The organism is Pseudomonas sp. SG-MS2, from assembly GCF_009933855.1.
Lineage (GTDB): Bacteria > Pseudomonadota > Gammaproteobacteria > Pseudomonadales > Pseudomonadaceae > Aquipseudomonas > Aquipseudomonas putida_E.
Window position 1 is genome coordinate 15229 of the sequence record NZ_MOMO01000129.1, and the last position, 12465, is coordinate 27693.

Annotated in this window: 12 protein-coding genes and 1 pseudogene; 8 read left to right on the forward strand and 5 right to left on the reverse strand. The window is 60.7% G+C overall.

Annotated features, from left to right (window positions below):
* Positions 1-15: 15 nt before the first annotated feature.
* Complete coding sequence (gene cysN, locus BLX42_RS11165; protein WP_046784834.1) at positions 16-1917, forward strand: sulfate adenylyltransferase subunit CysN; 1902 nt, start codon at positions 16-18, stop codon at positions 1915-1917.
* A gap of 311 nt (positions 1918-2228) precedes the next feature.
* Here the strand turns inward: cysN and BLX42_RS27085 are convergent.
* Together BLX42_RS27085 and BLX42_RS11175 are read right to left on the reverse strand one after the other, a co-directional pair.
* Positions 2229-2828: pseudogene (locus tag BLX42_RS27085) on the reverse strand (bacteriocin immunity protein).
* The gene (locus BLX42_RS11175) at positions 2829-3308 is read right to left on the reverse strand and encodes an Lrp/AsnC family transcriptional regulator (RefSeq protein ID WP_161871773.1); all 480 of its coding nucleotides are present in this window, start codon (positions 3306-3308) and stop codon (positions 2829-2831) included. It abuts the pseudogene before it with no gap.
* A gap of 127 nt (positions 3309-3435) precedes the next feature.
* Here BLX42_RS11175 and BLX42_RS11180 point away from each other — a divergent pair, with 127 nt between their 5' ends.
* Entirely contained in the window at positions 3436-4632 is a 1197-nt protein-coding gene (locus BLX42_RS11180) for a methionine gamma-lyase (protein WP_046784836.1), read from the forward strand.
* Between the two features lie 280 nt (positions 4633-4912).
* Here BLX42_RS11180 and BLX42_RS11185 read toward each other — a convergent pair whose 3' ends face one another.
* The gene (locus tag BLX42_RS11185; protein ID WP_046784837.1) at positions 4913-5350 is read right to left on the reverse strand and encodes a YhcB family protein; all 438 of its coding nucleotides are present in this window, start codon (positions 5348-5350) and stop codon (positions 4913-4915) included.
* Between the two features lie 136 nt (positions 5351-5486).
* On the opposite strand from BLX42_RS11185, the gene BLX42_RS11190 reads away from it, so the two are divergent.
* The 3 genes from BLX42_RS11190 to zapE all read left to right on the forward strand — a co-directional run bounded on the left by BLX42_RS11190 (position 5487) and on the right by zapE (position 8677).
* Positions 5487-6122, forward strand: coding sequence for an alpha/beta hydrolase (locus BLX42_RS11190; RefSeq protein ID WP_125923903.1), 636 nt, complete (start codon positions 5487-5489; stop codon positions 6120-6122).
* A 25-nt stretch (positions 6123-6147) separates the two neighbouring features.
* Complete coding sequence (locus BLX42_RS11195) at positions 6148-7497, forward strand: tryptophan--tRNA ligase (RefSeq protein WP_046784839.1); 1350 nt, start codon at positions 6148-6150, stop codon at positions 7495-7497.
* 85 nt (positions 7498-7582) lie between these two features.
* Positions 7583-8677, forward strand: a complete 1095-nt coding sequence (gene zapE, locus BLX42_RS11200; RefSeq protein WP_039603943.1) for a cell division protein ZapE — start codon at positions 7583-7585, stop codon at positions 8675-8677.
* A 174-nt stretch (positions 8678-8851) separates the two neighbouring features.
* On the opposite strand, the gene BLX42_RS11205 is transcribed toward zapE, so the two are convergent.
* Together BLX42_RS11205 and BLX42_RS11210 are read right to left on the reverse strand one after the other, a co-directional pair.
* Positions 8852-9772 carry a GlxA family transcriptional regulator gene (locus BLX42_RS11205; protein WP_172655354.1) on the reverse strand — a complete coding sequence of 307 codons (921 nt, stop codon included), beginning with the start codon at positions 9770-9772 and terminating at the stop codon, positions 8852-8854.
* A 219-nt stretch (positions 9773-9991) separates the two neighbouring features.
* Positions 9992-11032: an NADP(H)-dependent aldo-keto reductase gene (locus BLX42_RS11210; RefSeq protein ID WP_115273635.1), complete on the reverse strand. Its 1041-nt coding sequence runs from the start codon at positions 11030-11032 to the stop codon at positions 9992-9994.
* A gap of 257 nt (positions 11033-11289) precedes the next feature.
* Here BLX42_RS11210 and rplM point away from each other — a divergent pair, with 257 nt between their 5' ends.
* The 3 genes from rplM to BLX42_RS11225 all read left to right on the forward strand — a co-directional run.
* Positions 11290-11718, forward strand: coding sequence for a 50S ribosomal protein L13 (gene rplM, locus BLX42_RS11215; protein WP_008097538.1), 429 nt, complete (start codon positions 11290-11292; stop codon positions 11716-11718).
* A gap of 14 nt (positions 11719-11732) precedes the next feature.
* Positions 11733-12125, forward strand: a complete 393-nt coding sequence (gene rpsI, locus BLX42_RS11220) for a 30S ribosomal protein S9 (RefSeq protein WP_046784841.1) — start codon at positions 11733-11735, stop codon at positions 12123-12125.
* 263 nt (positions 12126-12388) lie between these two features.
* On the forward strand, positions 12389-12465 hold a 77-nt coding region (locus BLX42_RS11225; protein ID WP_272925947.1), incomplete at its 3' end, for a ubiquinol-cytochrome c reductase iron-sulfur subunit N-terminal domain-containing protein.

Here is a 12465-nt window from a genome sequence, read left to right on the forward strand (position 1 = left end):
TTTCAGGGTTACTCCATGTCGCACCAATCTGATCTGATCAGCGAGGACATCCTCGCCTACCTGGCCCAGCACGAGCGCAAGGAACTGCTGCGTTTCCTGACCTGCGGCAACGTCGACGACGGCAAGAGCACCCTGATCGGGCGCCTGCTGCACGACTCCAAGATGATCTACGAGGACCACCTCGAGGCCATCACCCGTGATTCGAAGAAGTCCGGCACCACCGGTGAGGAAGTCGACCTGGCGCTGCTGGTCGATGGCCTGCAGGCCGAGCGTGAGCAGGGCATCACCATCGATGTCGCCTACCGCTACTTCTCCACCGCCAAGCGCAAGTTCATCATCGCCGACACCCCGGGCCACGAGCAGTACACCCGTAACATGGCCACCGGCGCGTCCACCTGTGACCTGGCGATCATTCTGGTCGATGCCCGCTACGGCGTGCAGACCCAGACCCGCCGCCACAGCTACATCGCTTCGTTGCTGGGCATCAAGCACATCGTCGTCGCGGTCAACAAGATGGACCTCAAAGGCTTCGATGAAGGCGTCTTCGAGGAAATCAAGGCCGACTACCTGAAGTTCGCCGATGCCATCAACCTGACCCCGAGCAGCCTGCACTTCGTGCCGATGTCGGCGCTCAAGGGCGACAATGTGGTCAACCGCAGCGAGCGTTCGCCGTGGTACACCGGCCCTGCGCTGATGGAAATCCTCGAAACCGTCGAGGTCGCGGCCGACCGCAACTTCACCGACCTGCGTTTCCCGGTGCAGTACGTCAACCGCCCGAACCTGAACTTCCGCGGCTTCGCCGGTACCCTTGCCAGCGGCGTTGTGCACAAAGGTGACGAAATCGTCGTACTGCCCTCGGGCAAGAGCAGCCGGGTCAAGTCCATCGTCACCTACGAAGGTGAACTGGAGAACGCCGGCCCAGGCCAGGCCGTGACCCTGACCATGGAAGACGAGATCGACATCTCCCGTGGCGACCTGCTGGTGCATGCCGACAACGTCCCGCCAGTGACCGACCAGTTCGACGCCATGCTGGTATGGATGGCCGAAGAACCGATGCTGCCGGGCAAGAAATACGACATCAAGCGCGCCACCAGCTACGTGCCAGGCTCGATTGCCAGCATCACCCACAAGGTCGATGTGAACACCCTCGAAAAAGATGCAGCCAGCGCGCTGCAGCTGAACGAGATCGGTCGCGTCAAGGTGTCGTTGGACAGCGCCATCGCCCTGGACGGCTATGACAGCAACCGCACCACCGGTGCGTTCATCGTCATCGACCGCCTGACCAACGGCACCGTCGGCGCCGGCATGATCATCGCTCCGCCTGTTCTGCCGCACGGCAGCACCGGCCAGCATGGCAAGCAGGCCCACGTGTCCACCGAAGAGCGCGCCCTGCGCTTCGGCCAGCAGCCAGCCACCGTGCTGTTCAGCGGCCTGTCCGGCGCTGGCAAGAGCACCCTGGCCTATGCCGTGGAGCGCAAGCTGTTCGACATGGGCCGTGCGGTGTACGTGCTCGACGGCCAGAACCTGCGCCACGACCTGAACAAGGGCCTGCCGCAAGACCGCGCCGGTCGCACCGAAAACTGGCGCCGCGCCGCCCATGTGGCGCGCCAGTTCAACGAAGCCGGCCTGCTGACCCTGGCCGCGTTCGTGGCCCCGGACGCCGAAGGCCGCGAGCAGGCCAAGGCGCTGATCGGCAAGGAGCGCCTGGTGACCGTTTACGTCCAGGCCTCGCCATTGGCCTGCCGTGAGCGCGACCCGCAAGGCCTGTACGCAGCCGGTGGCGACAACATCCCGGGTGAAAGCTTCCCGTTCGATGTGCCGCTGGATGCTGACCTTGTGATCGACACCCAGGCCACTAGCGTGGACGAAGGTGTGAAACAGGTGCTGGACGTGCTGCGTCAGCGCGGCGCGATCTAAGCGCTGGCTGCTGCATCAAAAAACCCGCTTCGGCGGGTTTTTTGTTTATTGGAGGGCGCATGGCTAATCCGCTACATCCGGTGGAAAGGATGATGGCCAAGGCGCCGAAAGTGCCAAGAAGGCTTGAGCCAGCTAGTTCCTTTTGCCTTCGACGGTTTTAAAGTGCAGGTCGTAGTCGCTTTGTCTTTCACACCCTTGCTTGTAAGGGTCCATGTCACATCCGAATCTCAGCTCCTGCTGGTCAGGCAACAGAAAAAATTTGCCATCGGCGCAGCCGGACAGTAGCAGTATCGGTACCAATAGAGACTTGTTCATTTCAGATCCTTGAACAGGGGAAGCCCCTTTGATTGTCGCCACGTGATGATACGAGCGATCACCTGCTTTGCGCAGCCATCCTGTACGGTTTCGGGGTATTAGATAAGGTCGGAGCCGGCGGGGTGGCCTGTGATGTCGATGAAATGCTCGAGCAGGCGATCTTGCCAGGCTGAGGTTCCGGCTGCCTGCAGCAATTCTTCCACTACGAACTCGAACTCGGCATAACCGTAGTCCGCGATGCTATGTTTTCGACTGATCACCATGCTATCTGCGCAGAGAGCGCGTACTGCAGTGCGCTCATGATGAGAAGGTTCTCGGTGTCGTACATCAGGCCACCGGATTTGGGCGGGGGCCAGCCTTGCTTGATGCGGTTGAGTTGGGAGGGGATGAATTGTTGGGAGTAGACGGGCTCTTCGGCGATTGCCAGCCAGAAGGCGTGGGGAGAAATTGTCGAAGTCGTGTAACAGTTTGTTTTTGAGCCATGTAGACATCCTCTTGGTCGCTACATGGTCAGCGTGCTTCAGGCGGTTTTTCCCGTATCTCAGGCATGGCCTGTCAACCAGTAGGAGCCTTCCTACCGGCTTGAAAGATCTCATTCAGATATGCGTTTCCGACACGGGGATCACGCGTTTTTCCTTAACTGCCTTGTAGGAAAAACTCGAATAGATCTCCTTCACCCCGGGCAAGCGCTGCAGCACTTCGCGGGTAAATTCGCCGAACGACTCCAGGTCCCGTGCGAGGATTTCCAGCAGGAAGTCATAGCGCCCGGAGATGTTGTGGCAGGCGACGATCTCGGGGATTTCCATCAGCCGCTGCTCGAACGCCAGCGCCATTTCCTTGGTGTGCGAGTCCATCATGATGCTGACGAAGGCAGTCACCCCAAACCCCAGCGATTTGGGCGACAGAATGGCCTGGTAGCCGGTGATGTAGCCGTTGTCTTCCAGCAGCTTGACCCGTCGCCAGCAGGGCGAGGTGGTCAGGGCTACCTGGTCGGTGAGTTCGGCGACGGTGAGGCGGGCGTTGTCCTGTAAGGCGGCGAGTAGGGCGCGGTCGGTGCGGTCGAGGCTTGAAGGCATGTTTTGCCCTCCTGGTCCGTTAATTGTTGTTTTTGTTCCAGCAAGCACGCAGATGCGTGGGCTATTTTGGAAAAAATCAGGCAGCTCGGTGGCATAAGCTTATAACAAACCACAAGAGGCTGTTGCGATGCGCGACTCCCATAACAACACCGGTTTTTCCACTCGGGCCATTCACCATGGCTACGACCCGCTTTCCCACGGTGGTGCCCTGGTGCCACCGGTGTACCAGACCGCTACCTATGCCTTCCCGACTGTCGAATACGGTGCTGCCTGCTTCGCCGGGGAGGAGGCGGGGCACTTCTACAGCCGCATCTCCAACCCCACCCTGGCCTTGCTTGAGCAGCGCATGGCCTCGCTGGAGGGCGGTGAGGCGGGATTGGCGCTGGCGTCGGGGATGGGCGCCATCACTTCGACCATCTGGACCCTGCTGCGGCCTGGTGATGAGTTGATCGTCGGGCGCACCTTGTATGGCTGCACCTTCGCGTTCCTGCACCATGGCATCGGCGAGTTCGGGGTCAAGATTCGCCATGTCGACCTTAACGATGCCAAGGCCCTGAAAGCGGCGATCAACGGCAAAACGCGGATGATCTACTTCGAAACGCCGGCCAATCCCAACATGCAATTGGTGGATATAGCGGCCGTCGTCGAGGCAGTGCAAGGCAGTGATGTGCTTGTGGTGGTCGATAACACCTACTGCACGCCTTATCTGCAGCGGCCGCTGGAGCTTGGGGCGGACTTGGTGGTGCATTCGGCGACCAAGTACCTTAGTGGCCATGGCGATATTACCGCCGGCCTGGTGGTGGGGCGCAAAGCGCTGGTCGACCGCATTCGCCTGGAAGGGCTGAAAGACATGACCGGGGCTGTGCTTTCGCCGCATGACGCTTCGCTATTGATGCGCGGTATCAAGACCCTTGCACTGCGCATGGACCGCCACTGCGCCAATGCGCTGCAGGTGGCGCAATGCCTGGCTCGGCAGCCGCAGGTAGAGCTGATTCATTACCCGGGGTTGCCGTCGTTTGCCCAGTACGAACTGGCACAGCGGCAGATGCGTTTGCCGGGCGGGATGATTGCGTTTGAGCTCAAGGGTGGTATCGAGGCTGGGCGGCGCTTCATGAATGCCCTGCAGCTGTTTGCCCGGGCAGTGAGCCTGGGGGATGCCGAGTCGCTGGCGCAACACCCGGCGAGCATGACGCACTCAAGCTATACGCCGCATGAGCGGGCGCAGCACGGGATATCGGAAGGGCTGGTTCGCCTGTCGGTAGGGCTGGAGGATGTGGAGGACCTGCTGGCAGATATCGAGGTGGCGTTAAAGGCGTGTGCATGAACTTGCTTGGAGGATCGGGAACAATTGCCCAATGCCTTACAGGATCAGGCGATGTCACTTTGGATGAGCTGGTGAATCGGCCGGCTTATCCAAGAGGAGTTTGACAATGACCGTATTCCCGAAATACATCGACCTGCTCATTTGCCGCAGTGGCGGTGACGAGGATGAAGGTGGCCAGTCCTGGCGCAAGCCTTGATCTGAACTGGGAACCCCGCACTGCCGGGGTTTTCCTTGGCGATTCGAAGCACAAAAAAGGCCTCTTGCGAGGCCTTCTTTCATTTCAGCGCTTGAGTCCGTAGCTCTCATCGAGCATGCCCGGAGAGTTAGGCGTCTTCGGCGCATAGTCGCGTGGGACTTCTGCGGTGTCCTTCGGCGGCGTCAGGCGGTCACGTGGTGCCTGGGCCGACTCGGAGTGCAGTGCAGCCAGCAGGCGCTGGCGAGTGACTTCATCGAGGGCCAGGCTATTGGCGCCTTCGGCCAGGTGATCCTGGACATCCTGGTAGCTCTGGGTCAGTTTCTTGACCAGCATTGCGGTGCTGTTGAAGTGGGTGACCACTTCGTTCTGGTAGCTGTCGAAGCGCTTCTGGATGTCGTCCAGTTGGCGCTGGGTGTTGGTCGGCGCAGCATTGGGCAGCAGGCGGGCCACGATGAAACCGACCGCCACACCGATGACCAGGGCCAGGGTTGGCAACAACCAAACAAGGAGCGAGAGTTCCACGAGTCCTTCCTCTATAAACGGCTTTGCTTTACGTTAACGGCTCAGACCTGCGCTGTATACCGCGAGCGATCGCAAATCAGAACAGAATTCCTACCCTAGACGAATCGACCCCCTTCGAGGTCACGGAGTGAGTGCCTTGCTTGTCCGCGAAACCCCCTTGTTCATCGATGGCCCCGTCGGCCAGCTGGAAGCCTTGTACCTGGACGTGGCCGACGCCCGTGGCGCGGTGCTGATCTGCCACCCCAATCCGGTTCAGGGTGGCACCATGCTCAACAAGGTGGTCTCGACCCTGCAGCGCACGGCACGCGACGCTGGCTACGTGACATTGCGTTTCAATTACCGCGGTGTTGGCCAGAGCGCGGGCAGCCATGACATGGGCGCTGGTGAAGTGGCCGACGCACAAGCTGCCGCAGCCTGGTTGCGCGAAAAACACCCGCACCTGCCGCTGGTGTTGATGGGCTTCTCGTTCGGCGGCTTTGTCGCCACCAGCCTGGCCGGGCGCCTTGAGAGCGCCGACGTCACGCTGCAGCACCTGTTCATGATTGCCCCGGCCGTGATGCGCCTGACTGCAGAGTTCCCCTTGCCGCAGCGCTGCCCGATCACCGTGGTGCAGCCAGATGCCGACGAAGTCGTTGCACCGCAGCTCGTTTACGAATGGTCTGACGCGCTGTCGCGCCCCCATGAGCTGCTGAAAGTGGCAGAATGCGGACACTTCTTCCATGGCAAGCTGACCGATCTGAAGGATCTGCTGCTGCCGCGCCTTTCGAATTGAGCCAAGCCTGAATAAGCGAACACCCATGACCACGCGCATTCTCACTGGTATCACCACCACCGGTACCCCACACCTGGGCAACTACGCCGGTGCCATTCGCCCGGCGATCGTCGCCAGCCAGCAGCCGGGCGCCGACTCGTTCTACTTTTTGGCCGACTACCACGCCCTGATCAAGTGCGATGACCCGCTGCGCATTCAGCGCTCGCGTCTGGAAATCGCTGCTACCTGGCTGGCCGGCGGCCTCGACCCGGACAAAGTGACCTTCTACCGTCAGTCCGATATTCCCGAGATTCCCGAGCTGACCTGGCTGCTCACCTGCGTCGCGGCCAAGGGCCTGCTCAACCGTGCGCACGCCTACAAGGCTTCGGTGGATAAGAACCTCGAAAATGGCGAAGACCCGGACGCCGGCGTGACCATGGGCCTTTACAGCTACCCGGTGCTGATGGCAGCGGACATCCTGATGTTCAACGCGCACAAGGTGCCGGTCGGTCGCGACCAGATCCAGCACGTGGAAATGGCCCGTGACATCGGCCAGCGCTTCAACCACCTGTTCGGCCAAGGCAAGGACTTCTTCGCCTTGCCAGAGGCGGTTATCGAAGAAAGTGTGGCGACGTTGCCTGGCCTGGACGGGCGCAAGATGTCCAAGAGCTATGACAACACCATCCCGCTTTTCTCCAGCGCCAAGGACATGAAGGACGCCATTTCGCGCATCGTCACCGACTCGCGTGCACCTGGCGAAGCGAAAGACCCGGACAACGCGCACCTGTTCACCCTGTTCCAGGCCTTCTCGACGCCGGTGCAATGCGCCGAGTTTCGCGAAGAACTGCTGCAGGGCCTGGGCTGGGGCGAGGCCAAGCAGCGCCTGTTCCAGCTGCTTGACGGGCAACTGGCCGAGAAGCGTGAGCACTATCACCAACTGATTTCCCGCCCGTCGGACCTGGAAGACATCCTGCTGGCCGGCGCTGCCAAGGCCCGCAAGACCGCCACGCCGTTCCTCGAGCAACTGCGCGAGGCCGTTGGCCTGCGCTCGTTCCGTAGCAGCGTGCAGGCCACTACAGAGGTGAAGAAGAAGGCCGTCAAGAGCGCACGCTTCGTCAGCTTCCGTGACGAGGACGGCAGCTTCCGCTTCCGCCTGTTGGCCGCTGATGGCGAGCAACTGCTGTTGTCTCGCAGCTTCGCCGACGGCAAGAGCGCGGGTGCGGTGAGCAAGCAGTTGCAGCAGGGCGGCGACGCCGATGTGCGTGTCGAAGGCCTGGGCTTCAGCTTGTGGCTGAACGGCGAGCAGGTTGCCGACGGGCCGCAGTTTGCCAGTGCCCAGGCCCGTGACATGGCCGTTCAAAGCCTGCGTGAGGCCCTGGCGCCGCAGCAGGACTGAGACAGTTTGACGCAAGTCTGATTGCCATTAGGCGGGCCGGTCGCTACAGTGACGGCCCGTTTTTTGTTGCCTCGCTAACGAAATCATGACGCCCCTAGAACGATATCAAGCAGATCTGAAACGTCCCGACTTCTTCCATGATGCGGCGCAGGAAACTGCGGTGCGTCACTTGCAGCGCCTGTACGACGACCTGGTGCACGCGCAGAACAACAAGCCGGGCATGTTCGGCAAGCTGTTCGGCAAGAAGGAGCAGACGCCGGTCAAAGGCCTGTATTTCTGGGGCGGGGTAGGCCGGGGCAAGACCTACTTGGTCGATACCTTCTATGAAGCGCTGCCGTTCAAGCAGAAGATGCGTACGCACTTCCACCGCTTCATGAAGCGGGTGCACGAGGAGATGAAAACCCTCAAGGGCGAGAAGAACCCGCTGACCCTGATCGCCAAGCGCTTCAGCGATGAAGCCAAGGTGATCTGTTTCGACGAATTCTTCGTCTCCGACATCACCGATGCCATGATCCTCGGCACCCTGATGGAAGAGCTGTTCAAGAACGGCGTATCGCTGGTGGCGACCTCCAACATCGTCCCCGACGGCCTGTACAAGGATGGCCTGCAGCGTGCGCGCTTCCTGCCGGCCATCGCCATGATCAAGCAGTATACGGACGTGGTGAACGTCGACAGCGGGGTCGACTACCGCCTGCGTCACCTGGAGCAGGCCGAACTGTTCCACTTCCCGCTCGACGAGGCTGCCGAGCAGAGCATGCGTGCGAGCTTCAAGGCGCTGACACCCGAGTGCACCCAGGCCGTCGACAATGACGTGCTGATGATCGAGAACCGCCCGATCCATGCGCTGCGTACCTGTGACGATGTCGCCTGGTTCGACTTCCGCGCCCTGTGCGACGGGCCGCGCAGCCAGAACGACTACATTGAACTGGGCAAGATTTTCCATGCCGTGCTGTTGAGCAACGTCGAGCAGATGGGCGTCACCACCGACGACATCGCCCGGCGTTTCATCAACATGGTGGACGAGTTCTACGACCGCAACGTCAAGCTGATCATTTCGGCCGAGGTAGAGCTGAAGGATTTGTACACCGGTGGGCGCCTGAGCTTCGAGTTCCAGCGCACCTTGAGCCGGTTGCTGGAGATGCAGTCGCACGAATTCCTGGCCCGCGCGCACAAGCCCTGAGGTCCTTGCGCTGTAGGAGCGGCCTTGCCGGGGCGTCGGACCGTTCGGAAAGGGGCGCGCAGCGGCCCCGATGTTTTTTGTGGCGCCACAGAACCTGGGGCCGCTGCGCGACCCTTTCCGACCGGTCCGGCGCCCCGGCAAGGCCGCTCCTACAGATGGTCGCTTGGGCTGAATTCAGGCTTCCTGCATAAACTGCTGCCGATACTGGTTCGGCGACAACTCCGTGTGCTGGCGGAACAGCCGCGCAAAGAAACTCGCATCGTCATAGCCGACTTCATAGCTGATGGTCTTGATGCTCTTGCGTGTGCTCGACAGCAACCCCTTGGCTGTTTCTATCCGTAGCCGCTGCAGGTAGTGCAGCGGCTTGTCGCCGGTCGCGCCCTGGAAGCGCCGCATGAAGTTGCGGATGCTCATGCCATGGTTGCGGGCCACATCCTCGAAGCGGAACTTGTCGGCGAAGTGCTCCTCGAGCCAGTGTTGAATCTGCAGGATGATCAGGTCCTGGTGCAGCTTCTGCCCACCGAAACCCATGCGCCCAGGGGTGTAGTTGCGCTGCACTTCGTAGAGGATGTCACGGGCCACGGCGCGGGCCACGTTGGCCCCGCAGAAGCGTTCGATCAGGTAGATGTACAGGTCGCAGGCCGAGGTGGTGCCGCCGGCGCAGTAAAGGTTGTCGGCGTCGGTCAGGTGCTTGTCCTGGTTCAGCCGGATCTTCGGGTAGCGCTCGGCGAAGCTGGTGAAGAAGCGCCAGTAGGTGGTCGCCTCCTTGCCGTCGAGCAGGCCGGACTCGGCCAGCCAGAATACCCCGCTGGCTTCAGCGCAGAGTACGGCGCCGCGGGCATGTTGCTCGCGCAACCAGGGCAGCACTTGCGGATAACGTTGCAGCAGGTTGTCGAAGTCTTCCCAGAAGGCTGGGAGGATGATCACATCGGCGTCGTCCAGGCCGCCATCGACCGGCAGCTGCACATTGCTGAAACTGTCCACCGGCTGGCCGTCGGGGCTCACCAGGCAGATCTCGAACATGGGCTGCAGGCCCAGGCCCAGCTGTTTGCTGTAGCGCAGGCTGGCGAGGTGGAAAAAGTCCTTGGCTTGCATCAAGGTCGAAGCGAACACCTTGTCAATGGCCAGGATGCTGACGCGCCGCAATGACGCGGAGGGTTGGGTAAACATCATTGTCATTGTTCTTATAGGGTAGAGTGGTCAATCACCGGCTGGATCGTCTTATGTTTTTTGTCGAGCTGCAAGCTTCAAGCTGCAAGCGGCAAGAAAAAAGCAGAGGCTGCGACACCGCTCTGCTTTTTCTTGCAGCTTTGTTCAAGGTGCCGGGTTGGGCTGCTCCTGATGAACGGCCTCGATCGCCGCCAGCAGCTCATCACTCAGGTTCAGCTCCAGGCTTTTGAGGTTGCTCTGAAGTTGTACCAGGTCAGTGGCACCGATGATGTTGCTGGTCACGAAGGGCTGGCGGGTGACGAATGCCAGGGCCATTTGTGCCGGGTCCAGCCCGTGTGCCTGGGCCAGTTGCACATAGCGGCTGCAGGCCGCCACGGTCTGCGGGTTGGAGTAGCGGGCGAAGCGGCTGAACAGGGTCAGGCGGCCTTTTTCCGGCCGGGCGCCGTTCTCGTATTTGCCCGACAGCATGCCGAAGGCCAGCGGCGAGTAGGCCAGCAGGCCACACTGCTCGCGGATGGCCACTTCCGCCAGGCCCACCTCGAAGCTGCGGTTGAGCAGGTTGTACGGGTTCTGGATCGACACCGCCCGTGGCCAGCCGCGGGTTTCGGCCAGTTGCAGGAACTTCATGGTGCCCCACGGCGTTTCGTTGGAAAGGCCAATGTGGCGGATCTTGCCTGCCCGCACCTGCTCGTCGAGCACCTCGAGGGTTTCTTCCAGGGGGGTGAACAGGTCATGCGGCAGGTGCTGGTAACCCAGCTTGCCGAAGAAGTTGGTGCTGCGCTCCGGCCAGTGCAGCTGATACAGGTCGATACGGTCGGTTTGCAGGCGCTCAAGGCTCGCATCCAGCGCCGCCACGATGTGCTGGCGGTTGTGCTTGAGCTGGCCGTCGCGGATGTGGCTGATACCGTTGCCGGGGCCGGCGACCTTGCTGGCGAGAATCCAGTCATCGCGGTCGCCGTGCTGGCGGAACCAGTTGCCGATGATGCGCTCGGTGGCGGCATAGGTCTCGGGGCGTGGCGGCACCGGATACATTTCGGCGGTGTCGATAAAATTGACCCCGCTGGTTTTGGCCAGTTTGATCTGGGCGAAGGCCTCGGCCTCGTCGTTCTGCTCGCCCCAGGTCATGGTGCCCAGGCACAGGGCGCTGACATCGAGATCGGTACGGCCGAGCTTGCGGTATTCCATCGGGAAAACACTCCTTGGCAAAGACACCCATAAAAGCAGGTTGAAATTTTTCGCGCAATCTGGATAATTCGGCCCCTCTCCGTGTGGCGGAAGTGATGCACCACCACGCAGGAAGAACCCCGTCGAACATTGGCGTGCCCGACCCGAGCCCCCAAAAGCGTCTGTGTTCGGCTGCGCGCTTGCCCTTGGCAAGCTGTGCACTATCCAGTAAGATTCGCCGTCTATTTTTCGCTGGGCGGCCTCTGAGGCTTTAGAGAATGAAAACTTTTACTGCTAAACCGGAAACAGTAAAGCGCGAGTGGTTCGTAGTCGACGCCGCTGGCCAGACCCTGGGTCGTCTGGCTACCGAAATCGCTAGCCGTCTGCGTGGCAAGCACAAACCAGAATACACTCCTCACGTTGACACCGGCGACTACATCGTCGTCATCAACGCCGAGCAAATTCGTGTAACTGGCGCCAAGTCTTCCGACAAGATGTACTACTCCCACTCCGGCTTCCCGGGCGGTATCAAGGAAATCAACTTCGAGAAGTTGATCGCCAAGGCCCCTGAGCGTGTTATCGAAACCGCGGTCAAAGGCATGCTGCCGAAGAACCCGCTGGGTCGCGACATGTACCGTAAGCTGAAAGTGTACGCGGGTGCTGCTCACCCACACACTGCTCAGCAGCCTCAAGAACTGAAGATCTAACGGGATAGTTCATTATGTCGGCGACTCAAAATTACGGCACTGGCCGTCGCAAGACCGCAACCGCTCGCGTTTTCCTGCGTCCGGGTACTGGTAACATCTCCATCAACAACCGTCCTCTGGACACCTTCTTCGGCCGCGAAACCGCTCGTATGGTTGTTCGCCAGCCGCTGGAGCTGACCGAGACCACCGCGAAGTTCGACATCTACGTCACCGTTGCCGGTGGTGGTGTCAGCGGTCAAGCCGGTGCGATCCGTCACGGTATCACCCGCGCTCTGATGGAATACGACGAAACCCTGCGTGGCGCTCTGCGTCGTGCTGGCTACGTCACCCGCGACGCTCGTGAAGTCGAGCGTAAGAAAGTGGGTCTGCGTAAAGCGCGTAAGCGTCCTCAGTACTCCAAGCGTTAATACCGCTTCGGCAGTCGAAAAAAGCCCGGTTCTTTGGAACCGGGCTTTTTTTATGGCTTGAACTAACCTGTCAGCATGTCCGTGGTGTCCTGTCGCATAGACGCAGATCAAGCAAAGCGAGGGTTGTAGCCCGGACCTGGGTTAATCACCTTGTCACTGTGTGGATTTGTTTCTTACCATGGCGGCCAATTTGGGGTGCCACAGACATTACCTAAGTACAGGCCTGATCCAACAGGCCAAGCAAGCTGATGGGAGAGGACTGAATGAGCAATGACGGCGTCAACGCAGGCCGGCGCCGCTTCCTCGTAGCCGCGACATCCGTGGTCGGGGCAGCGGGGGC